This window comes from Mesorhizobium sp. B3-1-6 (genome assembly GCF_006439555.1).
Classification (GTDB): domain Bacteria; phylum Pseudomonadota; class Alphaproteobacteria; order Rhizobiales; family Rhizobiaceae; genus Mesorhizobium.
This window is the reverse complement of the sequence record NZ_VFTM01000029.1, coordinates 1-25,514: the sequence shown is the minus strand read 5'-3', so window position 1 is coordinate 25,514 and position 25,514 is coordinate 1. Positions and strand designations below refer to the sequence as shown.

Sequence of the window (25,514 nt, the reverse complement as noted above, 5' to 3'; positions counted from 1 at the left end):
CGTCTCTTGAAGCTGTTCCGGGCAAAAGTGTCGGGCAGCCGCTTTGAAAAATCAATTGATATTGTTAGGGTCTTGGATGTGAGAAAATCTCACAAAGTAGGAGCCGACCCATGGCCAAGCGCCTGCCGCCCCTGAACCCGCTGCGCGCCTTCGAAGCCGCGGCGCGGCACGCCTCGCTGACCAAGGCCGCGGGTGAGCTGAATGTCACGCACGGCGCCGTCAGCCACCAGATCAAGGCGCTCGAGCAATCGCTTGGCGTGAAACTCTTCGAGCGCACCGGTCAGCGCGTGAAGCTGACGCCGCATGGCGCCGAATTCCTGCCGGCGGTCTCGTCCGCCTTCGATGGCATCGCCGCCGCCACCCAGCGCATGACCAGGCCGGCAAGCGCCGGCGCGCTGTCGGTATCCTGCGTGCCGGCGCTGCTCTTGCTCTGGATGACGCCGCGGCTCGGTTCCTTCACGGCGCAATATCCGGACATCCAGTTGACGCTGATCCCATCCAACGACGCCCGTGATATTCGCGCCCCGCAGATCGACGTCTGCGTGCATTATGGCGACGGCAGCTGGAGCGATTGCTGGATACGCAAATGGTCGGGGCTGGAACTTTTTCCCGTGGTCAGCCCGACGCTGATCAACAACCGGCCGATCCGCGGCGTCCGCGACCTTGCCGATCACGTCTTCCTGCACGGCGACGACGGCCGCGAATGGCACACCTGGCTGGCCGCCGCCGATGCGCTCGATCTGGAGCGCGGCCGCCGCCATCATCTGGGCGATGCGCGCATGGCGACGGAGGCCGCCGTGCACGGCCATGGCGTGGCGCTCGGCGATTCCGTCACCGCGCGCGCCTTGCTGGCCAGGGGCATGCTCGTCGCGCCTTTTACCTTGTCGGTGCCGGCGGTTGATGATTTCTACGTCGTCTGCCGCAACGAAATGCGCTCGGCGCCGATCGTCCAGCTCTTCATCGACTGGCTGTTCGCCGAGAAGGAGCAGGATGAGGGCCGGGCCGACGCGCCGGTGGCCGGCCGCGTGCCCAGCCGCAGGAAACGCCCCGCCCTGAAGGTGATCGGGGCTAGAGCAATTCCAGGAAAAGTGTGAAGCGGTTAGGCTCGGCGACTTCGCCGTAGCCTCCGTCTGGAAATGCTCCGGCGCGGCGTCTTGATGGTTGGACTTGCATAGCTGCTTTTTGTCGGGCCAGCTTGCAAAGCAGCAAGCGCGTTCGAAAATACAGTGCTAAGAGGCATTCCCGCGGCCAGAGCATGATCCCGAAAAGTGGGAACCGGTTTTCGGAAAAGATCATGCTCAACAAAAAAGTAGATCAGGATGGCGATTCAACGAAACGTCATCCTGATCTAGCGAGCAACGAAAGCGCATTGAGACATGGCAAAAACCGATATAGCGCGGCGCGTCTACAACCACACCTGGAAGCTCGACCCGATCGTCCGCAGCCTGCTGGACACCGACTTCTACAAGCTCCTGATGCTGCAGATGATCTGGGGCATGTATCCCAAGGTCGACGCCACCTTCTCCCTGATCAACCGCACCACCTCGGTGCGCCTGGCCGACGAGATCGACGAAGGCGAATTGCGCGCCCAACTCGACCATGCTCGCACCTTGCGTTTTTCCAAGAAGGAGATGATCTGGCTGGGCGGCAACAATTTCTATGGCCGCAAGCAGATCTTCGAGCCGGAATTCCTGGCCTGGCTGGAGAATTTCCGCCTGCCCGACTACGAGCTTTCCAGGCGTGACGGCCAGTACGAGCTCTCCTTCCCCGGCCCCTGGATGTACACCACGCTCTGGGAAATCCCGGCCTTGGCCATCATCAACGAGTTGCGCTCCCGCGCGGCGATGCGCTCCTACGGCCCGTTCGCGCTCGATGTGCTCTACGCCCGCGCCAAGGCCAAGATGTGGGCCAAGACCGAGCGGCTGAAAGCGCTGCCCGGCATCCGCATTTCCGACTTCGGCACAAGACGCCGCCACTCCTTCCTGTGGCAGCGCTGGTGCGTCGAGGCGCTGAAGGAAGGCATCGGCGATGCCTTCACCGGCACCTCCAACGTGCTTCTGGCCATGGACAACGACCTCGAAGCCTTGGGCACCAACGCGCATGAGCTGCCGATGGTCTTCGCGGCGCTGGCCAATTCCGAGGAGGAATTGCGCGAGGCGCCCTACAAGGTGCTGCAGGACTGGCAGCGCTATTATGGCGGCAATCTCCTGATCGTGCTGCCCGACGCCTTCGGCACGGATTCCTTCCTGCGCGACGCGCCGGACTGGGTCGCCGACTGGACCGGCTTCCGCCCCGACAGCGCCCCGCCGATCGAGGGCGGCGAAAAAATCATCGACTGGTGGCGCAAGAAGGGCAAGGATCCCAAGCAGAAGCTGCTCATCTTCTCCGACGGTCTGGAGGTCGAGACCATCGAGGAGACCTACAGGCATTTCCGCGGCAAGGTGCGCATGTCCTTCGGCTGGGGCACCAACCTCACCAACGATTTCGAAGGCTGCGCCCCGACGGAGACCGACAGCCTCGATGCGATATCGCTGGTCTGCAAGGTCACCGAGGCCAATGGCCGGCCGGCGGTGAAGCTCTCCGACAATCCTGCCAAGGCGACGGGGGACGAGAAGGAGATCAAAAGGTATCTGAGGATTTTCGGCGAGAAGGGGCGGGTGGAGCAGTTGGTGAAGGTGTAGAGGACATCGGTGATGTCCATGCCTGGATCACCACCTGACGCCAATAATCCTGAAACGTTGAGTTCCCGCCCACCCCCCTCTGTCCTGCTGCTACCCACCGGCTACTACCTCGCCGGCGGCGCGCTTGCCGTGGCCGTCAGCTTCCTCGTCCTGGCGCTGCTGCCGCCCGCCGCCCTCGACAATTTCTGGCGCAAGCGTCTGTCGCTCCTCACCCTCAGCCACCGCCCGCGCGTCATCGTCAGCCTGATTTCCTTTGCCGGCTTCACACTTCTCATCGCCGCCGGCCTTTTCGGTAGCCGGGACCCGCTCTCAAACCCGCTGCCGCTGGTGGTCTGGACGCTGCTTTGGGCCGGATTCACGCTGCTGCAGGGCGTGCTCGGCAACCTCTGGTCATGGTTCAACCCGTGGTACGGGCCGTGGCGCGTCGCCTCTCGTGTCTTCGGCATTCATGCGGGCGATGCAAAGCGGTCAGGCCTGCCGTCATGGCTCAGCTACTGGCCGGCCTTCGTGCTGTTCTTTGCCTTCGCCTGGTTCGAGCTGATCGATCCCGCGCCCGACGATCCCGCGCGATTGGCATGCGCCGCCGGCATCTATTGGCTGGTCAGCTTCATCGCCATGCTCATCGTCGGCTACGACGGCTGGAGCAAACGGGGCGAATTCCTGACCGTCTTCTTCTCCATGGTCGCCCGCTTCGCACCTTTCGAGCATGACGAAGGCCGGCTCTCGCTCTGCTGGCCCGGCGCCAAGCTGCTCGCCGCTGAGCCGCTGCCACTAAGCGGCACCGCCTTTCTCCTCCTGGCCCTGTCCTCGGTATCCTTTGACGGCCTGTCGAAAACCTTCTTCTGGCTCGCTCAGTTCGGCATCAACCCGCTGGAATTTCCCGGCCGCACCGCGTTGATCGGCATCGGCAGCTTTGGCCTCGTCCTGACCTTCATCCTGCTTGCGGCGGCGTTCGCGCTGGCCGTCTTTCTCGGCCAACGCCTCGCCGCCGATGTGCAGTCGTTCGGAAAAGCCGCCGGCCTGCTGGTCTGGTCGATCGTGCCGATCGCGCTTGCCTACCACATCGCGCATTACCTCACAGTGCTGCTGGTTGACGGCCAGTACGCCCTGGTCGCTCTCTCCGATCCCTTCGCGCTCGGCTGGAACCTGTTCGGCACCGCCGACATGATGGTCGAGGCAGGCGTCGTCGCCGGCGCTCAGTCGGCCTGGTGGCTGTGGAATCTTCAGGCAGGCGTCATCATCGCCGGCCATGTGCTGGCCGTGCTCGTCGCGCATGGCCTTGCCTGGCGTCTCCACCCGCAGCCATCGCGAGCCGCGCTCAGCCAACTCCCGCTCACACTGTTGATGATCGCCTACACGATCTTCGGCTTGTGGTTGCTTGCCACGCCGACCGCCGGATGACACAAGGGCGCGCTCCGGTGCCGTCGGGTAAAGCTCGCTTGCCAGGCCAAAGCTTTGGTGATTTAGTTTGTACACATGCAATTTTCCCATCCTCCAGAACGGGATGGTTTAGCCGCCTTATCGCTGGTCAAGACTGAAAAAACAGGGGAACCGACATGGCCGACAAGAACGGATTTTTCGACCTCTCGAAAACCACACTATCCCGCCGCACCGCGCTGAAGGGCATCGCCGCCGGCGCCGGCCTGGCGCTGGCGCCCGGCTTCGTCCGCTACAGCCAGGCGCAGAGCTCGGCGCCGATCAGAATAGGCTTCCAGTCGCACCGCACCGGCATCGGCGCCGCCTATGGCCGCTGGTACGAGAAGACCAGCGCCGCCGCCGTCAAGGCGATCAACGATGCCGGCGGCATCGGCGGCCGCCAGGTCGAGCTGGTCATCGAGGATGACGGCACCGACCCGGCGCGCGGCGCCGAAGTGGTGGCCAAGTTCGCCAAGCAGCACAAGACCGACATCGTCTTCGGCACTTTGTTCTCGCATGTCGTGATCGGCTCGGCGCCCGCCGCCGGGGAAAACAAGATCCCCTATTTCGTGGTCAGCGAAGGTCATCACGTCGCCTCGACCAAGCTCAACCGCTACGTCTTCCAGCCCGGCATCACCGACGTGAAAAGCCAAATCCAGTCGATGGCGCCATGGATCGCGGCGAACGCCGGCAAGAAGGTGACGCAGATCTTCCCCGACTTCGCCTTCGGCTATGACCACCGCGACTACCTGCCGCCGGCGCTGAAGGCGCAGGGCGCCGACGTGATCGCGCAGATCGCCATCCCGCCGACGGAGAGCTCCTTCACCAAATACTTCCCGCAGATCCCGGCCGAGACCGAGGTGATCTATCATGTCATGGTCGGCCCGGCCGTGCTCACCTTCGTCAAGGAGCTTGGCGAGTTCTACGGTTCGCAGCGACCGCAGCTCTTCGGCTTCATCGATTCGCTCGAGGCCGTCGACATCAACAGCCCTGGCCTCGAATTCCTCGACGGCAGCCATTTCTGGGAGGGCTCGCCGCGTTACGCGCAGGCCGATGACTCGGCCGCGCAGAAGGCCTATCGCGCCGCCGTCGGCATCGACGACAATGGCGCCGCCGTCGGCGACCCCAAGGACGTCTCCACCGCCGCCCACATGTTCGGCTGCTGGGAAACGCTCTATGTCGTCAAGAAGGCGATGGAAGACGCCGGCTACAAGGGACCGGAGGACCGCGCCAAGCTGGTCGAGGCGACCGAGGCGCTGAAGGAATTCGCCGAGGGGCCGGAGCATCCCCAGGGTCCAAAGACCTTCAACGGCAAGATCCACCAGTGCTTCGGCATCCAGAACATCTCCAAGGTCGAAGGCGGCAAGCTCAAGGTCGTGCACAAGACCAAGATCGAGGAGGGCCTCTACGAGCCGGAAGGGGATTACACGACGCAGGCGCTGTGAGCTTAGCTGCTCCTGCACACGTGAGCGCCAAGGCACCCCCCTCTGGCCTGCCGGCCATCTCCCCCGCAAGGGGGGAGATCAGCAGTTCGTGCGGCAGCGCCTATTTTCTTCCTTTGGCGATTGGCGAAGCCTTAGGTGAAGGCCAATCTCCCCCCTTGCGGGGGAGATGCCCGGCAGGGCAGAGGGGGGTGCCTCGCGCATCCGTTGGTGCTTAGCATATGCACTTCGGACCCCATCTCCTCCTCGCCGCCCTCGAAGGCCTCGTCACCTCCGCCGTATTGGCGCTGACGGCGCTCGGCCTTTCGCTGGTGTTCGGCGTCATGCGCGTCGTCAACGTCGCCCATGGCGAGTTCTTCATGCTGGGCGCGGTGCTGGCCTGGGCGGTCTCGACGGCGATCTCGGGCCACCCGGCGATCGGTTTCGTGGCCGCGCTGGTGATCGCGCCCGTGCTGGTCGGGCTGGTTGCGCTCGTCGCCGAACGCCTGGTGCTGCGCCGGCTCAACTACAATCCCGAAGGCACCATCGTCGCTACCATCGGCATGCTCTACATCATCCAGCAACTGGCGTTGACCTTCTATGGCCCCGAGGCGCGACCGGTCGAGCCGCCCTTCAGCTACCGCATCCTTTTGCCGTGGTTCGGCTATTCCGGCTACAAGCTCTCCGTGGTTGCCGCTTCCGCCATCCTGCTGGTGATCACCTGGCTGGTGCTGACGCGAACGAAGATCGGCCTGATCATGCGCGCCACCCAATATGACCGCGAGACGGCGCAGGCCTTCGGCATCCCGGTCGAGCGCGTCTATGCCGGCGTCTTCGCCGTCGGCGCCATGCTGGCGGCGATCGCCGCGGTGCTGATCGTGCCGATCAGCCAGGCGCATTACCTGATGGGGCAGGACCCGCTGCTGCTTTCCTTCATCGTCGTCATCATCGGCGGACTCGGCTCGCTGCGCGGCACTGTGGTCGCCGCCGTCCTGATCGGCCTCTCCGACGGCATCATCTCGATGTTCTTCTCGCCGACGCTCGCCAAGATCATCGCCACGCTGGTGGTCGCCATGGTGCTGGTGTTCCGGCCGCAGGGCCTGTTCGGGACCACGCCGCGATGAGGGATGCTTCGCCGACAAAGGCCTACGCCCTGCATATCGGCGTCATCGCGCTTCTCTTCGCGCTGAACTTCATCCTGCCGGACTATCACCAGGGCCTGTCCGCCCGCATCATGACGCTGGCCGTCTTCGCCATGGGCTACAATCTGCTCTTCGGCTATGTCGGCCTGCTCAGCCTCGGCCACGCCATGTTCTTCTCGGCCGGCCTCTACGGCGCGGGCTTGACCGTCTATCATCTCGGCTGGGGTGTACCCGAAGCCTTCGTTGCCGGAGTCGTCTGCGGCGCGCTGCTCGCTCTGGTCATCGGCCTGCTGGCGCTGCGCACCTCGGGTGTGGCGTTCATGATCGTCACCATGATGTTCGCCCAGGTTTTCTACCTGCTCATCCTCTATTTCGCCGCCTGGACCGGCGGCGACCAGGGCCTGGTCATCCAGCAGGCATCGCGGGTGTTTTCGATCGGCGGCACCTCCCTCGACCTGACCGATCCGACCGTTCGTTATATGAGCGCGCTGGCGCTGTTCGCGGTCGTGCTGCTCATCACCCTTGCCGTCGTCCGCTCCCGCTTCGGCCGCGTGCTGGTCGCCATCCGCGAGAACGAGGAGCGGACAAAGATGCTTGGCTACGACACGGTCGCCAACAAGCTCGCGGCCGTCGTGGCCTCAGGCGCCATCTGCGCGGCGTCGGGCGCCGCCTATGCGCTGCTGTTCGGTTATGTCGGATCGAGCTTCGCCGGCGTCCAATATTCGATCCTGCCGCTGCTCTGGGTGCTGCTGGGGGGTGCCGCGACCACGCTCGGGCCGCTCATCGGCACGCTGTTCATGTATTACGTCACCGACATCACCAGCGGCTTCACCTCCGCCTATCTCCTGATCGTCGGCGTGGCGCTCATCCTGCTCGTCCTGTTTGCTCCGAAGGGCATTATGGGCAGCATCCGCCAGCGCTGGCTGGGGTGGCTGCCATGATGCCGCTGCTCACCACCAAGGGCCTGTCGCGCAACTTCGGCGGTCTTCGCGCCGTCGACGGCGTCGACTTCGCGCTGATGCCGGGCGAGATCCGCGCCATCATCGGACCCAACGGCGCCGGCAAGACCACTTTCGTCAGCCTGCTCTCGGGCCGCATCCAGCCGTCGTCGGGCATGATCGTCTTCGACGGTAGCGACATCACCAGCCTGCCGGCCTATGCCAGGGTCCGCCTCGGCGTCGCCTACACCTTTCAGATCACCAGCGTCTTTGCCAACCTCACCGCCTTCGACAATGTCGCGTTGCCGGTGCAGCGCACGCTGACGGATGGCCGCTCCAGGGGCGCGGTCAGGGCCGGCGTGATGTCGGCGCTGGAGCGCACGGGCCTGGCCGACCGCGCCGGCACGCTGGCGGGACAGCTCTCCTACGGCCACCAACGCCTGCTCGAAGTGGCGATGGGACTGTCGCTGAAACCGCGCCTGCTCATCCTCGACGAGCCGACGCAAGGCCTGGCCGACGCCGAGATCGACAATTTCATCACGCTGGTGCACGAGATCGCCAAGGACGCCACCGTGCTTCTGATCGAGCACAACATGCCGGTGGTCATGCAGCTTGCCGACCGCATCACCGTCTTCAATTCGGGAAAGATCCTCGCCGAAGGCACGCCGGAGCAGATCCGCGCCAACGCCGAGGTGCAGGATGCCTATCTCGGAGCGACCCATGGCTGAGCCCCTCATGGCCGACACAGGCCTGCTCGCCATTTCCGGCCTCGACTGCTTCTATGGCGAGGTGCAGGTGCTCTACGGCCTCGACCTCGTGCTCAACAAGGGCGAGGTGCTGTGCCTGTTCGGCCGCAACGGCGCCGGCAAGACGACGACGCTGAAGGCGATCATGGGCCTGGTCCCGCCGGCCGGCGGCTCGATCAAACTGGACGGCAAGGAATTGACCGGGCTCGCCGCGCATGACGTGCCGAAGGCCGGCGTCGCCTATGTGCCGCAGGGCAGGCGATTGTTCGCCGAGATGACGGTGGCGGAAAACATCGAGATCGGCCTGATGGCGCGCGGCAAGGGCAAGGTCGTGCGGGAAAACGTGCTGGACCTCTTCCCGCTGCTGCGCGAACGGCTGAAGCAGCGCTCCGGCACGCTCTCCGGCGGCGAACAGCAGATGCTGGCCATGGCCCGCGCGCTCTGCCTCGAACCGCAGGTGCTGCTGCTCGACGAGCCGACCGAAGGGCTGATGCCGTCGATGATCGCCAAAATCCGCGAGACGGTGGCGAAGCTGCGCGATCTTGGCGTCTCGACCATCCTGGTCGAGCAGCGCGTCGACGCCGTGCTCTCGGTCGCCGATCGCGTCTCGTTCATCGAGAACGGCCGCAACCGCGAGACGGTCGATGTCGAGGAATTGCGCGCCGATCCGTCGGCGGTGCGGCGGTATGTCGGTGTGGGATAAGCGCTGAATGCGCGTTCGTACCAAGACTATCGGCCGCTGCGCTGCCCCTCATTGCCCTGCCCCGTGAACGGGGAGAAAGAAGCTGGCCGCGACCTCGGCGGTCATTCTGCAACGTTGGTGATTGGCGAAATCGGCGATGTCAGCTCCCTTCTCCCCGTTCACGGGAGAAGATGGCGGTAGCCAGATGAGGGGCAGCGCCGACGGTGGAAATTGAGTAGCTCAGCTCATCGAAAAAACAAAAACCCGGCGATCAAGAACGTCGGGATCAGCACCGCACCCGACCACGCCATATAGCCGAAGAAGCCGGGCATCTTCACGCCGCGATGCCGGGCGATGGCATAGACCATGAAGTTCGGCGCGTTGCCGATATAGGTATTGGCGCCCATGAACACGGCGCCGGCCGAGATCGCCGCAAGCGTCGAGGCAGCCTCCGTCATCAAATGCCGGGCGTCGCCGCCGGCGAGCTCGAAGAACACCAGATAGGTCGGCGCGTTGTCGAGGAAGGACGACAGCCCCCCGGTCAGCCAGAAATAGGCAAGGTTGTTAGGCTGGCCATCCGCCGACGTGACCAGCGCGACCAGCGGCGCCAGCGCGCCGTCGTGGCCGGCCCTGAGGATGGCGATGACCGGCACGATGCAGACGAAAATGCCGGCAAACAATTTCGCCACTTCGGCGATCGGCCCCCAGGTGAAGCCGTTGGCTTCCCTGTGGCTCTTGTACGAGACGCGAAGTGACAGCCACGCCAGCGCCAGGATGATGGCGTCGCGCGCGAGGTTCTGCAGTTCGAGGCTGATGCCCAGGACGGAAAAGCTGACGCCGGGCCTCCACGCGGCCGAAAGCAGGATGGCGCCGATAACCCCGGCCAGCAGCGGCAGGTTGGCCAGGCCGCGCAGACGCACCTTCGTGTCCGGAGTGGGATCCTTGATCTTCTGCATGCCGCCCTCGCGGCGATGCAGCACGATATCGAGCGCCAGGAACACGGCGAGCACGACACCGCCGACGAACAACGTCTCCCGCCACAGATTTGCGGTCGTCCAGAAGAAGTCGACGCCGCGCAGGAAGCCGACGAACAAAGGCGGATCGCCGAGCGGCGTCAGCGAGCCGCCGATGTTGGAAACCAGGAAGATGAAGAAGATCACCACATGAGCGTTGAACGGCCGGTTGTCATTGGCGCGCAGCATCGGCCGGATCAGGATCATCGAAGCGCCGGTCGTGCCGATGACCGAGGCGAGCATCGCGCCGATCAGCAGCAGCCCGGCGTTGACCAGCGGGGTGCCGTGGATGTTGCCGGCAAGCAGAATGCCGCCCGAAATCGTGTAGAGCGCGAACAACAGGATGATGAAGGACAGATATTCGGTAAGCAGCGTGTGCAGCACCGCGTCGCCTGCCGAAGCAAGGCCGAAGGCCACCGCCAGCGGCACGACCGCCAGCACGGCCCAGGCAGCGGCGATCTTGCCGTAGTGATGTTCCCACACATGCGGGAAGAGCAGCGGCCCGGTCGCGATCGACAAGAGCAGGCCGGCAAAGGGCAGGCCCCACCACAGCGACATCGCGGCGCCGGGCAGTTCGTGGATTTCGGCGGCCAGCGCCTGTGCTGGAAACAGCATCGCGATGGCGAGCGCGGTGAAGTATGGAAAAAGCTCCTTCATCCCTCGCCGTCGGCGACACCCTCTCCCACAAGGGGAGAAGGGGGAACCCGCAATCCGGCGGCGCATACCGGCGACCTCCTCTCCCCTCGGGGAGAGGTCGGATTGCACCGAATTGCCCTTCGCAATTCGGTGGGCAATCCGGGTGAGGGGGGCCTTCCCCACAGTCCGGTCAGTCCGACAGATGATCGTCGAGCGTCACGCCGGCCTCGCGCATCCGCCCCAGCATCGCCTCGACGGAGCCGTTGAGATCGATGCCGCGGCAGGCGTCGAGCCGCACCGTCGTCTTGAATCCTTGCTTCACCGCGTCGAGGGCGGAGAAGGCGACGCAGAAATCCGTAGCAAGCCCGACAAGCGTGATCGTGTCGATGCTGCGCTCCTTCAGGTAGCCGGCAAGGCCGGTCGGCGTCGTATGGTCGTTCTCGAAGAAGGCCGAGTAGGAGTCGATCGCGGTGCGGAACCCCTTGCGGATCACCAGCTCGGCCTTGGTCCAGGCGAGCCCGGAATGGAAATCGGAACCGAGACTGCCCTGGATGCAATGGTCCGGCCAAAGCGTCTGCGGCCCATAGGGCATCTCCATGGTTTCGAAAGCCTGCTTGCCGGGATGGCTGGAGGCGAAGCTCGAATGGCCGGCGGGGTGCCAGTCCTGAGTCAGGATCACATGCTCGCTGCGCCGGATCAGGTCGTTGACCAAAGGCACGATCTCGTCGCCGCCGGCAACCGCCAGCGCGCCGCCGGGGCAAAAATCATTCTGCAGGTCGATGACGATGAGCGCTTCTTCGGCCATGCGGTTCCCTCTCGTTTCAGCTTGGGGGCTCCAGTCCAAAAGCCGCTGACGCGACCGGACACGGAACCTTGACCAGATGGCCGGCGGCGTCAACCTCCGGCGCCATAACAATCGCGTTCAGGTGTTCGCGGCGCCAACTCTGGCTTTGACAATTGCCGCCGGCCTGATATCATTTGCATACGAATGAAATTTGATCGGTGCGCATGCCGGCGGGAAGACCCGAAGCAGGCACTTCGGAGGGCCAGGGGAAGGCCCCTTTCGGAAAGGCCCAATTGTCTGGAAGGCAGAGCGTGATCCGTTACGCGAAACCCACCACGGTCGACGAGGCGCTCGCTTTGCTTGGCGAGGACCGCTGGCGCATTCTGGCCGGCGGCACCGATTTCTATCCGACGCAGGGCGCCAAACCCTTCCGCGACAACATCCTCGACATCAATGGTCTCGCCCAACTGCGCGGCATCGCCGAGGCCGACGATCATTGGCGCATCGGCGCCCGCACCACCTGGACGGACGTTGTCCGCCATCCGCTGCCGACGGCGTTCGACGCGCTGAAGGCCGCCGCGCGCGAGGTCGGCTCGGTCCAAATCCAGAATGTTGCCTCGGTAGCCGGCAATCTCTGCAATGCCTCGCCTGCGGCCGACGGCGTGCCGGCATTGCTGGCGCTCGAAGCCGACGTCGAACTGCGCTCGGCCACAGCCGTCCGCCATCTTCCGCTCGGTGAATTCATCCTCGGCAATCGCCGCACCGCCCTGCAGCCGGGCGAGATGGTCACCGCCATTCGCGTGCCGAAGCGCTCCGCCGTCGGCGCCTCGGCCTTCGTCAAGCTCGGCGCCCGGCGCTATCTCGTCATCTCGATCGCGATGGCGGCGGCGCGGCTGGTGGTCGAGAATGGCGTCGTCGCCGATGCGGCGATCGCCGTCGGCGCCTGCTCTGCCGTTGCCCGTCGTCTCGCCGGCGTCGAGGCGGCGTTGCGCGGGCAGCCAGTTACTTCTGCCCTTGCCGATGCGGTGCTATCCGCGCCGATCGACGAACTGTCGCCGATCGCCGATGTGCGTGGCAGCGCGGAATACCGACAGGATGCCGCGCGCGAGATCGTAGCCCGCGCGGTGCGCGCTGCGATCGATCACGGCGAAGGCAAGGTGGCCGCATGAGCATGACCCAGTCCGGCGCTGCCAAATCCGGCATGGCCCAATCCGCCATGGCCCGGTCCGGCATGGAGCGCGCCGAGATTGCCTTCGAGGTCAACGGCGCGGCTGTCAGCGTATCCGTGCCGCCGGTCAGGCGGCTGTCGCAGGTCTTGCGCGACGAGTTGCGGCTGACCGGCACCAAGGTCGGCTGCGATGCCGGCGATTGCGGCGCCTGCACCGTGCTGGTCGACGGCAATCCGGTTTGCGCCTGCCTGATGCCGGCGGCCTCCGTGGTCGGCGCTTCCGTCACCACCGTCGAAGGCCTTGCCAATGGCCGGCTGTCCGCCTTGCAGGCCTCCTTCCTCGAACACGGCGCCGCGCAATGCGGCATTTGCACGCCCGGCCTGTTGGTCGCGGCCACCGCGCTTTTGGAACGCAACCCCACGCCAAGCGAGACCGAGACGCAGGATGCGCTGGGCGGCGTGCTCTGCCGCTGCACCGGCTACAGGAAGATCGTCGCGGCGGTGATGGGCGCCTCGCGGCATATGAACGGCATCGATCTTCGCCTCCCGGAAGTGGGCCACGCCGTCGGCGCCTCTCCCATCCGCCTCGACGGCGTGCCGAAAGTCACGGGCGACGAGATGTTCGGTGGAGACTCCTTTCCGGCCGACGCATTGTCGGTGCTTGTGGTGCGCTCGCCGCACTATCATGCCCGCTTCAGCTTCGGTGATCTCGATGCCTGGACGAAAGCGCATCTCGGCATTGCCGGCGTCTTCACGGCGGCCGACATCCCAGGCCACAACTGCTTCGGCGTCATCGGTCCCTTCGCCGACCAGCCGGCGTTGGCCGAGGGTTTTGTCCGTCTGCGCGGCGAGGCCGTGGCCCTGGTGGCGGGCGAGCGCGAGGCGATCCTCGATCTCGACCTGACGGATTTTCCGATCGGATGGACGGAACTGCCGCATATGCTGCAGCCCGCCGAGGCGAAGGCCAAGGGTGCCGCGCTGATCCACGGCCACCGGCCGGCGAACCTGCTCACCTCCGGCCTGGTCGAACGCGGCGATCCTGAGGGAGCGCTGGCAGCTTCCGCTGCCACCGTGTCGGGCGCCATCGAGACTTCTTTTGTCGAGCATGCCTATATCGAGCCGGAAGCCGGCTATGCTTATGTGGACGGCGACACGCTGGTCGTCGTTGCTTGTACTCAGGCGCCCTATATGGACCGCGACGAGACGGCCAAGGTGCTGGGCCTTGCCGTCGACAAAGTGCGCATCGTTCCAACCGCCACCGGCGGCGGCTTCGGCTCGAAACTCGATGTCTCGCTGCAACCTCTCATCGGCCTTGTGGCGATGAAGACGGGACGGCCGGCGGCGCTCGCCTACACGCGCAATGAATCGATGATGTCGACCACCAAGCGCCATCCGGCCGAGATGAAGGCGACCATCGGCGCCGATGCCGAAGGCCGCGTCACCGGCATGGTCTTCGAGGGCGATTTCAACACCGGCGCCTATGCCAGCTGGGGGCCGACGGTCGCCAACCGCGTGCCGGTGCATGCCTCCGGCCCCTATCTCACGCCGAACTACCGGGCGGCCGGCTATGCCATCCACACCAACGGCCCGATCGCGGGGGCCTTCCGCGGCTTTGGCGTCCCCCAGTCGACGATCATGCAGGAGACGCTCTATGACGAGCTTGCCGGCAAGCTGGGCATCGATCGGCTGGACTTCCGGCTAAGGAATTGCCTGCGTGACGGCTGCGAAACGGTCACCGGCCAGCGCCTCGAGTCGGGCGTCGGCATCGGCGAATGCCTGGAGCAGCTTCAACCGCATTGGGCGCGCGCGCTGGCGGACGCGGAGGCGTTCAATGCGATCCATAGCGCAAGCAAGCGCGGCGTTGGCATCGCCTCCTGCTGGTATGGCTGCGGCAATACTTCGCTGCCCAATCCCTCGACCATCAAGGTCGGCATCTCGGCCTCCGGCGACGTCGTCCTGCATCAGGGCGCGGTCGATATCGGCCAGGGCTCCAACACGGTCATCACGCAGATCTGCGCCGACGCGCTCGGCCTGCCGCTGGGCAGGTTCAAGCTGAAGAGCGCCGATACCGCTATCACGCCCGACGCCGGCAAGACATCGGCCTCGCGCCAGACTTTTGTCACCGGCAAGGCGGCGGAGAAGGCAGGCCGCGCATTGCGCGAGAAAATCCTGCGCTTCGCCAATGTCTCCGGCCAGGCGACGATCGCGCTCGACGATGCCAGCATCTCCATCCGCGAAGGCGATGCCGCGCGGCGCATCGACCTCGCAGCACTCAAGGCCGATGCCGACGGCCTGGTGTTCGTCGCCGAGGAAACCTACGATCCGCCGACGCTGCCGCTCGACGCCAAGGGCCAGGGCAAGCCCTATGCCGTCTATGGCTATGGCGCGCAGATCGCCGAGCTCGAGGTCGACCTCAAGCTCGGCACGGTGAAGCTGATCAGGATCACCGCCGCGCATGACGTCGGCAAGGCGATCAACCCGGTGCTGGTCGAGGGCCAGATCGAAGGCGGCATCGCGCAGGGCATCGGCATGGCGCTGATGGAGGAATATATCCCCGGACGCACCGAGAACCTGCACGATTACCTCATCCCTACCATCGGCGACGTGCCGCCCGTGGAGCACATATTGGTCGAGGTTCCGGATCCGGAGGGACCCTTCGGCGCCAAGGGCCTTGGCGAGCATGTGCTGATCCCGACCGCGCCGGCGATCCTCAACGCCATCCGCCATGCCACCGGCGTCCTGGTCACCAAGGTGCCGGCGACGCCGAGCCGCATCCTTGCGGCGATCCGCGAGAAGGAGGCGCGCCGATGAGCGAGCTTGCCGAACGTTTCGAAACCCACGATCCCGGCGAGAAGCAGGTGGCGGAGAAGATCCGCTGCGATGCCTGTCCGGTCATGTGCTACATCGCCGACAGCCGCACCGGCGCCTGCGACCGCTACGGCAATGTCGGCGGCCGCATCGTGCGCATGGACCCGCTGACCATTCTCGACCACGCGGCCGAAACCGGCGGCGCGGTCGTGCCGTTCGTCGCCGAGGGCGAGGCCTGGAACGGCGAGCTGGTCAACACCGGCCATCGCTTCGTGACGGCCATCGGCGCCGGCACCACCTATCCCGATTACAAGCCGGCCCCCTTCATCGTCAGCCAGGAAGTCGAGGGCGTCGATCTCGTCACCGTCGTCACCGAGGGCATCTTCTCCTATTGCGGCGTCAAGGTGAAGATCGACACCGATCGTCATATCGGCGACGAGACGGCGATCGTGCGCTCGGAAGGCGAAGCGATCGGCCATGTCACGACCGGCGAATACGGCTCGCAGATGCTGTCGCTCGGCGGCGTGCATCACCTTACCGGCGGCTCCAAGGCCGAAGGCCGCGCCACCTGCGATGCGCTGCTCGACCTCTGCAACAGGAGGCCGGTCGAACTCACCATTGACGGCGGCGCGACGGTGATCGTCGAAGCCGGCAAACCGCCGGTCATCGACGGCAAGGTCGAGCACCGCATGCGCGTAGGCTGCGGCTCGGCCACCATCGGCATGTTCGCCACGCAATGGCGCGGGTTGGTCGACGAAGTGGTGGTGGTCGACGACCACATCACCGGCGTCGTCTCCGAGCATCAGGCCGGCAAGGTGCTGGGCTGGGAGGACACCGGCATCAAGATCATCGGCCGCCGCTCGACGCCCGGCCGCTACTTCAAGGTGTCCGAGCCCGGGCTCGGCTGGGGCGGCACCACGATTTCAGACCCATTGTCGATCCTCGGCGACTGGAATGCCAAGAAAGGCGCGCGTCCGGGCCTGTCGCTGCTGATGGTGTCGACCACCGGCGAGCAATTCGCCTATTACGAGCTCGACGACGAACTGAAGCCGGTCGAAAAGCCGTTCCCGGAACGGCTGCAAAAGTCCGTCGGCCTGATCGAGGACAATTGCGAACCGGCTTTGTGCACGGTTCTCTTCATCGGCGGCGCCGGCGGCTCGCTGCGCGCCGGCGTCACCGAGAACCCGGTCAACCTGACCCGCTCGGTGCAGGGCCTGAAGACCTATGTGACCGTCGGCGGCGCGCCCGTCTATGTCTGGCCGGGCGGCGGCATCACGCTGATGGTCGACGTCACCCGCGTGCCGGAAGGCGCCTTCGGCTATGTGCCGACGCCGGCGCTGGTGGCGCCGATCGAGTTCACCATGCGCCGCGACGACTATGTCAGGCTCGGCGGCTACGAAAACGAGATCCGCAGCGTCGAGGACATCCTCGCCAAGGGCGGCGAATACCTCAACCCGCGCAACAACACCGGCGCGCCGGCCGGCAATCCCTGGCCGCCGCTGGCGCAGCTGCGGCGTTCAGCGGCGAATGGTGCCGGCTGATGAACGGCCCACAGGCGCATTGGCTTGCCGACGGCAGGCGGCTCCATCTCAACCATGGGCCGATCGACCTGGTCGTCGAGGCCTTTGGCGAAGCGGATGAACGCCGCGCCGCTTACGAACAGGCAGTCGCCCGCTTTCAGACGATCCTGATCGAGGTGGTCGAAGAGCTGCCCGAATTGCGGCTTCCTGCATTCTTCCTGGCGCCCCGCAGTTTTGCCGGCCCTACGGCGCGCCGCATGGAAGCAGCCGTCACGTCATTGGCGGAATGCTTCATCACCCCGATGGCCGCCGTTGCCGGTTCGGTAGCCGACGAAATTCTTGGCTCAATGCTCGCCGGCCGCCGGCTCGATCGCGCTTACGTCAACAATGGCGGCGATTGCGCCCTCCATCTCGGCAGAAGCCAGTCGATGACCGTGGCCATTGCCGGCCCCGGCAGTCGCATGGCCGATCGCGTCACTATTCGCGCTCAGGACGGCGTGCGCGGCATTGCCACCAGTGGTTGGCGCGGGCGCTCGTTTTCATTCGGGATCGCCGACGCCGTTACCGTTCTCGCCCCGACCGGCGCCGAGGCCGACGCGGCGGCGACGTTGATTGCCAACGCCGTCGATCTTCCCGGTCACCCTGCCATCGCCCGCGCCGCGGCGCGCGACCTGGCGCCGGACAGCGATCTCGGTGAGATGCTGGTGACGCAAAGCGTCGGCGCGCTCGCGCCCGCCGAGGTTGCGCGCGCGCTGGACAACGGCCTTGCCGTCGCCGAAGATTTTCGCCGGCGCGGCCTGATCGCCGCATCGGCGCTGTTTCTGGCGGGCGAGGCCCGCATCAGTGGTTCGGTGGCGCTCGCCGCGCCCAACAAACATAAAGCGAAGGAAACTGCCCATGCCTGACTTTCCGATCCGCAAGGTCGCGGTTCTGACCGAGGAGATTTTTCACGATGGCGGCCCGGTGGCGAAAGAGCCCCGCCTTCGCGCGGCGGCTCTCGCCGTGGTCAAGAACCCCTTCGCCGGCCGCTATGTCGAGGACCTGCAAGGCGCGATGGAAGACCTGAAGCCGCTCGGGCTTCTGCTCTCCGACAGGCTGATCGCGGCGCTCGGCGGCGACGTGAAGAAGATCGACGGCTACGGCAAGGGCGCCATCGTCGGCTCCGCCGGCGAATTGGAGCACGGTGCGCTGTGGCACGTGCCCGGCGGCTACGCCATGCGCGAGCGATTGGGCGACGCCAAGGCCATCGTGCCGTCGGCCAAGAAGGTCGGCGCCTTCGGCTCGCGGCTCGACGTGCCGCTCGGCCACATCAACGCCGCCTATGTGCGCAGCCATTTCGATGCCATGGAAGTCGGCATCAGCGACGGCCCGCGTCCCGACGAGATCCTGTTCTGCCTCGCCATGACCTGCGGCCCGCGCGTCCACAACCGCATGGGTGGCCTGGCTGCGCAGGACATCAAGGCATGGGACGGTTTAAGATGAGCGGCGAGGACAATCTGCTGCGGCTGGTCGAGGCCGAAGACGGCGACGAGAACAACTACCATCTGCAGGACCAGGTCGGCTTCATCCTGCGCAAGGCGCATCAGCGCCACGTCGCGCTCTTCGCCTCGCATATCGGCGACCTGACGCCGCCGCAATTCGCGGCGCTCGCCAAGCTCTACGATATCGGCGAAACCTCGCAGAACCAGCTCGGAACGCTGATCGCCATGGACGCCGCCACCGTGAAAGGCGTCATCGACCGGCTGAAGGCGCGCGGTCTGGTCGAGGTTTCCAAGCACGAGGTCGACAAAAGGCGGCTGCTGGTCAATTTGACGCCGCAAGGCCGCGAGGCGATCGAGCGTCTGATCCCGCTTGCCCGCACGATTACAGAGGAAACGCTGGCGCCGCTGACGGCCAAGGAGACCGCAACCTTTTTGCGGCTGCTGGCGAAGCTGGCGTGAAGGGTTGCTTTCGACGCTGGAGGGACAGCACCCCCCTCTGGCCTGCCGGCCATCTCCCCCGCAAGGGGGGAGATTAGCAGTTCGAACGCCGGCGCTCGTCCTGCAGCGTTGGCGATTGGCGAAAGCGAAGGTGACGGCCGATCTCCCCCCTTGCGGGGGAGATGCCCGGCAGGGCAGAGGGGGGTTGGCGGGAACTCGACCCGGGCGTTTGGCCTAATGCCACGCCCGTCCCCCTACAAGTCCACCCCGAACATCTCCCTAGCCTGCTCGGCCGTATAGTAACCAAGCCTGACATCCTCGGCGACCTGCTTGGGGTCGCGCTCGCGCGGATCGCCATAGCCGCCGCCGCCTGGCGTGCCCACACGCACGCGGTCGCCGGCCTTGAGCGCGATGTCCTGCTCCTTGGAAAGATGCGGTGGCACATGCGCTTCGCCGTTCCGGAACACAGTCACGCTGTTTGGCGCGCCATCCTTGCCGCCGAGCGCGCCCTGCGGCCCGAAGCGGCCATGGTCCATGACGAAGGACGCACGCGCCTCGCCGCGCAATATCTCCACCTCGTAGGCAAGCCCGAAGCCGCCGCGATGCTTGCCCGCGCCGCCGGAGCCTTCACGCAGCGCGTAGTGGCGGTAGAGCACCGGAAAAGCCTGCTCCATGATCTCGACCGGCGGCGACTTCGAGATGCCGATGGTCGAGCAGCCATTGCTCAGTCCGTCATGGCCGGCATTGCCGCCATAGCCGCCGCCGGAGATCTGGTACATGACATAGTCGCGACCGCGCGCCGGATCGTTGCCGCCGAGCGCGAAATTGCCGCTGGAGCCGGCGGGCGCCGCCGTCACCTTTTCCGGCAGCGCCTGCACCATGGCCGCGAACACCGCTTCGGCGATGCGTTGCGACACTTCCGCCGCGCAGCCTGATACGGGCCGCGGGTATTTTGCGTCGAGGAATGTGCCTTCCGGCCGCTTGACGATGAGCGGCTCGAAGGCGCCGGCGCTGATCGGCACTTCCGGGAAGATATGGCGCATGGCGAGATAGACGGACGACAAGGTCGTCGCCAGCACGCTGTTCATCGGCCCGGCGCAAGGCTTCGATGAGCCGGCAAAGTCGAAGGTCAGCGTGTCGCCCTTCTTCTCGACGGCGAGATCGATGGTCAGCGGCTCGTTCACCACGCCGTCGGAATCGACGAAGGCCTGCGAGCGATAAACGCCGTCTGGTATGACGGCGATCGAGGCGCGCATCTGCTCGGCGGCGCGGCGGCGCAGTTCCGCGATCGCCTCGACGACGGTTTCGTCACCGTAACGATCCAGTATTTCATTGAACCTGTCCTGGCCGATCAGCAATGCGGCGGCCTGCGCGCGGATGTCGCCGATACGCTGGTCGGCGACCCGGATGTTCGAGCAGATGATGGCGTAGATCTCGGAATCGAGCGCGCCCTTCTTGAACAGTTTCACCGGCGGCAGCCGCAAGCCTTCCTGTTCGACCGCGGTGGCAGAGGCCGAAAAGCCGCCCGGCACCGAGCCGCCGATATCCGGCCAATGACCGGTGTTGGAAAGCCAGCAGAAGATCTTGCCACCCCGATAGACCGGCATGACGAAGCGCACGTCCATCAGATGCGTGCCGCCGAGATAGGGATCGTTGACGATGTAGATGTCGCCCGGATCCGGCGCCAGGCACCGCCCGTCGGCGATCATCTCGATCACCGTCTTGGTGGAATACTGCATCACGCCGACGAATACCGGCAGGCCCTGGCTGCCTTGCGCGATCAGCGAGCCGTCGACCGCCGAATAAATGCCGTCCGAGCGGTCATTGGCTTCGGCGATGACCGGCGAGAAGGCCGCGCGGGAGAAAGTCAGGTCCATCTCGTCGCAGACCTGTTGCAGGGCAGCCTGCAGCACCGAAAGCGTGATCGTGTCGAGTTTTGCCCCAAACGCTGGCATTGTCAGGCCTCGCCGATGTCGATGATGATGTTGCCGTCCGCGTCCGAGCACGCCCGGTCGCCGGGTTCGAGCACAGTCGTGGCGTCCATCTGTTCGAGAATCGCCGGCCCCTCGATCACGGCGTCGAGCGGCAGCTTTTCGCGCGCATAGACCGGTGTGTCGTACCAGCGCCCATCGTACCAGACCGGCCGGATCTCGCGCCGCGCTTCCTCGAGCGTTGCCCCGCGGCCTGCCGGGTCGATCAGCCGCGACAGGTCGATCTGCGGCCGCACGCCGGTGACCGAGGTGTTGAGGTTGACGAGGTTGGCGCGGATTTCGGGCAGTTCGACCTTGAAACGGGAGAAATAGGCCTTTTCGAACAGAAGCTGCAGCGTTTCTCGTGAAACCGACGAGGAGGGCAGCGGCACGTTGATGATGTGCGTCTGGCCGACGAACTGCATGTCGGCGGAATGCGTGACGCGGATCGCGTCCGGCTTCACCGCTTCCTTGGCGATCAGCGCCTCGCCTTCGTCACGGTGCCGTTCCAATAACTCGCGAAGCTTCGCTTCGTCGAGCAGCGTCACCGGCTGGTTGATGGTGTTGACGAAGTCGTGGCGCAGATCCGCGACGACGCAGCCGAGCGCGTTTGTGATGCCGGGGCGCGCCGGCACCAGCACCCTGGGCAGGCCGAGTTCGCGGGCGAGCGCCGTCGCATGCAGCGGCCCGGCGCCGCCGAAGGCGAACAGCGCGAAATCGCGCGGGTCGTGGCCGCGCGACACCGAAACCATGCGGATCGCGCCCGCCATCTTCATGTTGCCGAGCCGCAGCACCGCGCCGGCGGCTTCGACGCCGGAAAGGCCGGTGCGCTTGCCAATCTTGTCCTCGAAGATCGAGGTGACGCGCTCGACGGTGACCGGATTGTCGACCGCAAGCAGCTTCTTCGGCGCCAGGCGGCCGAGCACCAGATTGGCGTCGGTGATGGTCGGTTCCACGCCGCCGCGCCCGTAGCAGATCGGGCCGGGATTGGCGCCCGCGCTTTCCGGGCCGATCTGGATCAGCCCGGCCGCGTCGACGCGCGCGATCGAGCCGCCGCCGGCGCCGACCGTGTGCACCGCCACCATCGGCACATGGATCGGCATCGCATATTCGATCTCGATCTCGTTCGACACGGCGGGTTCCGCGTTGCGGATCAGCGCCACGTCGGTCGATGTGCCGCCCATGTCGTAGGTGACGAGGTTGCCGAAGCCGGCGCGTTTTCCCGTATAGGCGGCGGCGATCACGCCGGAGGCCGGACCGGACATCACGGTCTTGGCCGATTCCAGCGTGACGAAGCGGGCCGAGATCATGCCGCCATTGCCGTTCATGATCAGGAAGTCGCGGGCGTAGCCCTTCGCGCCAAGTTCCTTGCGCAGCCGCTCGACATAGCGCTCCAGGATCGGCTGCACCGACGCGTTGACTGCCGCTGTCACGCCGCGCTCGAACTCGCGCGCTTCCGAGAGCAGCGCATGTCCGGTGGTGATGTGGCCGTTCGGCCAGGCCTCCGCCGCGATCGCGGCGGCCCGCCGCTCATGCGATGGGTTGGCGTAGGAGTGCAGGAAATGGATGACCAGCGATTCGCAGCCGGCGTCGAGCAGCTTTTTCACCGCATCGCGCATCTCGGCTTCGTCGAGTTGAATGCGCACGGCGCCCGACGCCTCGACCCGCTCCGACACTTCGAGCCGAAGGTCGCGGGGAATGACCGGCACGAAAGTTCCCGTCATGCCATAAGCCTGCGGCCTTGTGCGGCGGCCAAGTTCGATCACGTCGCGAAAGCCGCGCGTGGTGATCATGCCGGTCCGCGCCAGCCGGCGCTCCAGCACGGCGTTGGTGGTGGTCGTCGTGCCATGCACGATGAGGTCGATGCCGTCGATCGGAAAACCGGTGGCGCCAAGCGCTGCGACCACGCCGAAGGCCTGGTTCTCCACCGTGGTCGGCGTCTTGGCGATATGGACCTTGCCGCCTGCCTTGCCGTCGATCAAGAGCAGATCGGTGAAGGTCCCGCCGACATCGATGCCGGCAACGACGCTTCCAGCCGGCGCCGAAAATTTCTCACTCATTGCCGAAACCCGAAATGCCAGAACTACGGATATGCCTTGGTTTGGAAAGGCGTTTTACGCTGCCATCTTGACCTGAAGATCATTTGTATACTAATAAATTCCCGACACAAGAGCTTACCGCTTGGCAGTGTGTGAGGAGCACGCCGGAACCTGACCGTTCGGGCGCGCAGGAAAAAGTTTGGCGCCCAGTGCGTTCCATCTGGGCCGGAAAGTTGGGTTGGAATGAACACGACATCCGCGTTGAACGTCGCAGGCTCGAAGCCGCTGCAGTTCCCGATCCCGGCCAATGTCTACGCCGAGACCGTGGTGTCGGTGAAGCATTACACCGACCGGCTGTTCTCCTTCCGCATCACCCGCCCGCAGTCGCTGCGTTTCCGCTCCGGCGAATTCGTCATGATCGGCCTGCCCAATGCCGAGAAGCCGATCTTCCGCGCCTATTCGGTCGCCAGCCCCGCCTGGGATGACGAGCTCGAATTCTTCTCGATCAAGGTGCCGGACGGTCCGCTGACCTCCGAGCTGCAGAAGATTGAGGTCGGCGACACCGTCATCATGCGCCAGAAGTCGACCGGCACGCTGGTGCTCGACGCGTTGACGCCCGCCAAGCGCGTGGTCATGATCTCGACCGGCACCGGCATCGCGCCCTTTGCCAGCCTGCTGCGCGACCCCGATACCTATGAGAAGTTCGACGAGGTCATCCTCACCCACACCTGCCGCGACAATGCCGAGCTCATCTACGGCCAGGAACTGGTCGCAGGGCTCGAAAGCGACCCGCTGATCGGCGAGCTGACCGGCGGCCGCGTCACGCTCTACAATTCGACGACGCGGGAAGAGTCGGCGCGCATGGGCCGCATCACCGCGCTGATCGGCTCGGGCAAGTTCTATTCCGACCTCGGCATCGACAAGCTCAATCCCGAGGCCGACCGCATCATGATCTGCGGCTCGATGCATATGCTGAAGGACGTCAAGGAACTCGCCGAGAGCCTCGGCTTCCAGGAAGGCTCGCTCAGCCACCCGGCAAGCTTCGTCGTCGAGCGCGCCTTCGTCGGCTGAGACATATCGCGGTCCGCCAGCTCTGTTGGAGGCGTTTGAGATTATTCGCGCTTCGTCATTCTAGGGCGGAGCAAGGAGCGGAGCGACGCGCGCAGACCCTAGAATCCATGCCATTACGCCAAGGCGTTGCGGCGGTTACAGAATTCTGCACCGTTGCACTCTGCGGCAGAGGTCACGGCATGGATACTCGGGTCAAGCCCGAGTATGACGAAGGGATGGGCGTTGCCGCCAATCTCCAACGCCGGAGCGCCTACCCAGCATGATGTTTTGACCATAGGGTCAAAAATCTGCTGCCTGAGCGGCCTTTTTCCGCTATGACGCTTTGAAGGACTCGTGAAGCATCGCTTCGCGGGCTATCTTCGTGTCTGTCGCCCAATGACACCACGAAGGCATAAAAGCGCAAAGGCGCTGAAATGAAAGGGCAGGAGATGAGCAGCACCATCCGCGAAGCCGGCGCAGGCGCAGGTGCGTCCAAGGTGATGCCGCTGCCGGCACGCGCCGCCGCCAACACGCCGCTGCCGCTGGAACACGGCATTGCCCGCAATCCCGGCATGAAGCTCGATCTCGGCTTCCTGGAATCGGTGCACAGCGTCAACCGCTCGGCGCTGGAGCTCCGCGTCGCGACGTTGACCAAGCGGCGCTCGATCAAGGCCGACAACCAGGCGGCCTGGCTGCTGCGGGCCATCGCCTGCATGGATCTGACAACGCTGAACTCCAACGACACCGACGAGCGCGTGCGCCGGCTCTGCGCCAAGGCGATCAATCCGCTACGCAAGGATATCGTCGAGGGTCTGGGCATATCAGGCGAAACCATCCGCCCGGCGGCGGTCTGCGTCTACCATCCCTTCGTCGCCACCGCGGTCGACGCCGTGCGCGGCACCGGCGTCCATGTCGCCGCCGTCTCGACCGCTTTCCCGCACGGCCTTGCGCCGCTCTCGACCCGCCTGCAGGAGATCGAGGCCTCGGTGAAGGACGGCGCCGACGAGATCGACGTCGTCATCCCGCGCGGCCTGGTCTACGGCGCCAAATGGCGCGAACTGTTCAACGAGATCGTCGCCATGCGCGCTACCTGCGGCGATGCGCATCTCAAGGTCATCCTTGGCACCGGCGACCTCGCCACGCTGCGCAACGTCATGCTTGCCTCCATGGTGGCGATGATGGCAGGGGCGGACTTCATCAAGACGTCGACCGGCAAGGAAAGCGTCAACGCCACGCTCCCCGTCGGCCTTGCCATGGTGCGCGCCATCCGCGCCTATTTCGAGGAGACCGGCTACCTGATCGGCTTCAAGCCGGCGGGCGGCATCTCCACCGCCAAGGTCTCGCTGGACTGGCTGGTGCTGATGAAGGAAGAGCTCGGCCGGCCGTGGCTCGAACCGGACCTGTTCCGCTTCGGCGCCTCAAGCCTGCTCACCGACATCGAACGCCAGCTTGAGCATCATTTGACCGGCCACTATTCGGCCAACCATCGCCACGCGATGGCGTAGGGCGAGTGAAGCCCTTGAACGCCGAGTTCCTTCGCGCCCCCCTCTGTCCTGCCGGACATCTCCCCCACAAGGGGGG

General features: G+C 65.3%; 20 protein-coding genes. 16 read left to right on the top strand and 4 right to left on the bottom strand.

Annotated elements, in window-relative coordinates:
• Window positions 1-110 precede the first annotated feature (110 nt).
• From gcvA to FJ414_RS23510, 8 genes are all read left to right on the top strand, one after another.
• Complete coding sequence (gene gcvA / locus FJ414_RS23550) at window positions 111-1,094, top strand: transcriptional regulator GcvA (RefSeq protein ID WP_140646783.1); 984 nt, start codon at window positions 111-113, stop codon at window positions 1,092-1,094.
• 282 nt (window positions 1,095-1,376) lie between these two features.
• Window positions 1,377-2,681, top strand: coding sequence for a nicotinate phosphoribosyltransferase (pncB, locus tag FJ414_RS23545; protein ID WP_140646782.1), 1,305 nt, complete (start codon window positions 1,377-1,379; stop codon window positions 2,679-2,681).
• 12 nt (window positions 2,682-2,693) lie between these two features.
• Window positions 2,694-4,082, top strand: coding sequence for a hypothetical protein (locus tag FJ414_RS23540; RefSeq protein ID WP_246672486.1), 1,389 nt, complete (start codon window positions 2,694-2,696; stop codon window positions 4,080-4,082).
• Between the two features lie 155 nt (window positions 4,083-4,237).
• A complete protein-coding gene (locus FJ414_RS23535) occupies window positions 4,238-5,542 on the top strand; it encodes an ABC transporter substrate-binding protein (RefSeq protein ID WP_140646781.1) in 1,305 nt (434 codons plus the stop codon).
• A 218-nt stretch (window positions 5,543-5,760) separates the two neighbouring features.
• The gene (locus tag FJ414_RS23525) at window positions 5,761-6,642 is read left to right on the top strand and encodes a branched-chain amino acid ABC transporter permease (RefSeq protein ID WP_140646780.1); all 882 of its coding nucleotides are present in this window, start codon (window positions 5,761-5,763) and stop codon (window positions 6,640-6,642) included.
• Window positions 6,639-7,601 carry a branched-chain amino acid ABC transporter permease gene (locus FJ414_RS23520; protein ID WP_140646779.1) on the top strand — a complete coding sequence of 321 codons (963 nt, stop codon included), beginning with the start codon at window positions 6,639-6,641 and terminating at the stop codon, window positions 7,599-7,601. The genes FJ414_RS23525 and FJ414_RS23520 overlap by 4 nt, the downstream gene beginning before the upstream one ends.
• A complete protein-coding gene (locus tag FJ414_RS23515; protein ID WP_140646778.1) occupies window positions 7,598-8,326 on the top strand; it encodes an ABC transporter ATP-binding protein in 729 nt (242 codons plus the stop codon). Before FJ414_RS23520 ends, FJ414_RS23515 begins: the two co-directional genes overlap by 4 nt.
• Window positions 8,319-9,047 (top strand): ABC transporter ATP-binding protein, encoded by a 729-nt coding sequence (locus FJ414_RS23510; protein WP_140646777.1) that lies wholly within the window; start codon window positions 8,319-8,321, stop codon window positions 9,045-9,047. Before FJ414_RS23515 ends, FJ414_RS23510 begins: the two co-directional genes overlap by 8 nt.
• A gap of 224 nt (window positions 9,048-9,271) precedes the next feature.
• Here FJ414_RS23510 and FJ414_RS23500 read toward each other — a convergent pair whose 3' ends face one another.
• Together FJ414_RS23500 and pncA are read right to left on the bottom strand one after the other, a co-directional pair.
• Complete coding sequence (locus FJ414_RS23500; RefSeq protein WP_140646776.1) at window positions 9,272-10,696, bottom strand: sodium:proton antiporter; 1,425 nt, start codon at window positions 10,694-10,696, stop codon at window positions 9,272-9,274.
• A 169-nt stretch (window positions 10,697-10,865) separates the two neighbouring features.
• The gene (gene pncA / locus FJ414_RS23495; RefSeq protein WP_140646775.1) at window positions 10,866-11,480 is read right to left on the bottom strand and encodes a bifunctional nicotinamidase/pyrazinamidase; all 615 of its coding nucleotides are present in this window, start codon (window positions 11,478-11,480) and stop codon (window positions 10,866-10,868) included.
• Window positions 11,481-11,770: 290 nt separating this feature from the next.
• Between pncA and FJ414_RS23490 the strand changes: the two genes are divergently transcribed.
• From FJ414_RS23490 to FJ414_RS23465, 6 genes are all read left to right on the top strand, one after another.
• The gene (locus tag FJ414_RS23490) at window positions 11,771-12,628 is read left to right on the top strand and encodes a xanthine dehydrogenase family protein subunit M (RefSeq protein WP_140646774.1); all 858 of its coding nucleotides are present in this window, start codon (window positions 11,771-11,773) and stop codon (window positions 12,626-12,628) included.
• 62 nt (window positions 12,629-12,690) lie between these two features.
• Complete coding sequence (locus FJ414_RS23485) at window positions 12,691-15,438, top strand: molybdopterin-dependent oxidoreductase (RefSeq protein WP_181181696.1); 2,748 nt, start codon at window positions 12,691-12,693, stop codon at window positions 15,436-15,438.
• A complete protein-coding gene (locus FJ414_RS23480) occupies window positions 15,435-16,976 on the top strand; it encodes a 6-hydroxynicotinate reductase (RefSeq protein WP_140646772.1) in 1,542 nt (513 codons plus the stop codon). The genes FJ414_RS23485 and FJ414_RS23480 overlap by 4 nt, the downstream gene beginning before the upstream one ends.
• Window positions 16,976-17,860 (top strand): UPF0280 family protein, encoded by an 885-nt coding sequence (locus FJ414_RS23475; RefSeq protein WP_140646771.1) that lies wholly within the window; start codon window positions 16,976-16,978, stop codon window positions 17,858-17,860. Before FJ414_RS23480 ends, FJ414_RS23475 begins: the two co-directional genes overlap by 1 nt.
• Window positions 17,853-18,437: an amino acid synthesis family protein gene (locus tag FJ414_RS23470; RefSeq protein WP_140646770.1), complete on the top strand. Its 585-nt coding sequence runs from the start codon at window positions 17,853-17,855 to the stop codon at window positions 18,435-18,437. Before FJ414_RS23475 ends, FJ414_RS23470 begins: the two co-directional genes overlap by 8 nt.
• Window positions 18,434-18,895: a MarR family transcriptional regulator gene (locus tag FJ414_RS23465; protein ID WP_140646841.1), complete on the top strand. Its 462-nt coding sequence runs from the start codon at window positions 18,434-18,436 to the stop codon at window positions 18,893-18,895. The genes FJ414_RS23470 and FJ414_RS23465 overlap by 4 nt, the downstream gene beginning before the upstream one ends.
• A gap of 233 nt (window positions 18,896-19,128) precedes the next feature.
• Here the strand turns inward: FJ414_RS23465 and FJ414_RS23455 are convergent, their stop codons facing one another.
• Together FJ414_RS23455 and FJ414_RS23450 are read right to left on the bottom strand one after the other, a co-directional pair.
• Window positions 19,129-20,829: a hydantoinase B/oxoprolinase family protein gene (locus FJ414_RS23455; RefSeq protein WP_140646769.1), complete on the bottom strand. Its 1,701-nt coding sequence runs from the start codon at window positions 20,827-20,829 to the stop codon at window positions 19,129-19,131.
• Between the two features lie 2 nt (window positions 20,830-20,831).
• A complete protein-coding gene (locus tag FJ414_RS23450; protein ID WP_140646768.1) occupies window positions 20,832-22,904 on the bottom strand; it encodes a hydantoinase/oxoprolinase family protein in 2,073 nt (690 codons plus the stop codon).
• Between the two features lie 222 nt (window positions 22,905-23,126).
• On the opposite strand from FJ414_RS23450, the gene FJ414_RS23445 reads away from it, so the two are divergent.
• Together FJ414_RS23445 and deoC are read left to right on the top strand one after the other, a co-directional pair.
• The gene (locus tag FJ414_RS23445; protein WP_140646767.1) at window positions 23,127-23,954 is read left to right on the top strand and encodes a ferredoxin--NADP reductase; all 828 of its coding nucleotides are present in this window, start codon (window positions 23,127-23,129) and stop codon (window positions 23,952-23,954) included.
• A gap of 428 nt (window positions 23,955-24,382) precedes the next feature.
• Window positions 24,383-25,438: a deoxyribose-phosphate aldolase gene (deoC, locus tag FJ414_RS23440; RefSeq protein ID WP_140646766.1), complete on the top strand. Its 1,056-nt coding sequence runs from the start codon at window positions 24,383-24,385 to the stop codon at window positions 25,436-25,438.
• Window positions 25,439-25,514 lie beyond the last annotated feature (76 nt).

What these genes read in the sequence shown, in the direction of transcription:
- FJ414_RS23475 (WP_140646771.1), top strand. Translation starts at nt 16,976, where the DNA reads ATGAACGGCCCACAGGCGCATTGGCTTGCCGACGGCAGGCGGCTCCAT.
- FJ414_RS23520 (WP_140646779.1), top strand. Translation starts at nt 6,639, where the DNA reads ATGAGGGATGCTTCGCCGACAAAGGCCTACGCCCTGCATATCGGCGTC.
- pncA (WP_140646775.1), bottom strand. Translation starts at nt 11,480, where the DNA reads ATGGCCGAAGAAGCGCTCATCGTCATCGACCTGCAGAATGATTTTTGC.
- FJ414_RS23465 (WP_140646841.1), top strand. Translation starts at nt 18,434, where the DNA reads ATGAGCGGCGAGGACAATCTGCTGCGGCTGGTCGAGGCCGAAGACGGC.
- pncB (WP_140646782.1), top strand. Translation starts at nt 1,377, where the DNA reads ATGGCAAAAACCGATATAGCGCGGCGCGTCTACAACCACACCTGGAAG.
- FJ414_RS23525 (WP_140646780.1), top strand. Translation starts at nt 5,761, where the DNA reads ATGCACTTCGGACCCCATCTCCTCCTCGCCGCCCTCGAAGGCCTCGTC.
- FJ414_RS23450 (WP_140646768.1), bottom strand. Translation starts at nt 22,904, where the DNA reads ATGAGTGAGAAATTTTCGGCGCCGGCTGGAAGCGTCGTTGCCGGCATC.
- FJ414_RS23470 (WP_140646770.1), top strand. Translation starts at nt 17,853, where the DNA reads ATGCCTGACTTTCCGATCCGCAAGGTCGCGGTTCTGACCGAGGAGATT.
- FJ414_RS23455 (WP_140646769.1), bottom strand. Translation starts at nt 20,829, where the DNA reads ATGCCAGCGTTTGGGGCAAAACTCGACACGATCACGCTTTCGGTGCTG.
- FJ414_RS23480 (WP_140646772.1), top strand. Translation starts at nt 15,435, where the DNA reads ATGAGCGAGCTTGCCGAACGTTTCGAAACCCACGATCCCGGCGAGAAG.
- deoC (WP_140646766.1), top strand. Translation starts at nt 24,383, where the DNA reads ATGAGCAGCACCATCCGCGAAGCCGGCGCAGGCGCAGGTGCGTCCAAG.
- FJ414_RS23535 (WP_140646781.1), top strand. Translation starts at nt 4,238, where the DNA reads ATGGCCGACAAGAACGGATTTTTCGACCTCTCGAAAACCACACTATCC.
- FJ414_RS23485 (WP_181181696.1), top strand. Translation starts at nt 12,691, where the DNA reads ATGGAGCGCGCCGAGATTGCCTTCGAGGTCAACGGCGCGGCTGTCAGC.
- FJ414_RS23500 (WP_140646776.1), bottom strand. Translation starts at nt 10,696, where the DNA reads ATGAAGGAGCTTTTTCCATACTTCACCGCGCTCGCCATCGCGATGCTG.
- FJ414_RS23445 (WP_140646767.1), top strand. Translation starts at nt 23,127, where the DNA reads ATGAACACGACATCCGCGTTGAACGTCGCAGGCTCGAAGCCGCTGCAG.
- FJ414_RS23515 (WP_140646778.1), top strand. Translation starts at nt 7,598, where the DNA reads ATGATGCCGCTGCTCACCACCAAGGGCCTGTCGCGCAACTTCGGCGGT.
- FJ414_RS23510 (WP_140646777.1), top strand. Translation starts at nt 8,319, where the DNA reads ATGGCTGAGCCCCTCATGGCCGACACAGGCCTGCTCGCCATTTCCGGC.
- FJ414_RS23540 (WP_246672486.1), top strand. Translation starts at nt 2,694, where the DNA reads ATGTCCATGCCTGGATCACCACCTGACGCCAATAATCCTGAAACGTTG.
- gcvA (WP_140646783.1), top strand. Translation starts at nt 111, where the DNA reads ATGGCCAAGCGCCTGCCGCCCCTGAACCCGCTGCGCGCCTTCGAAGCC.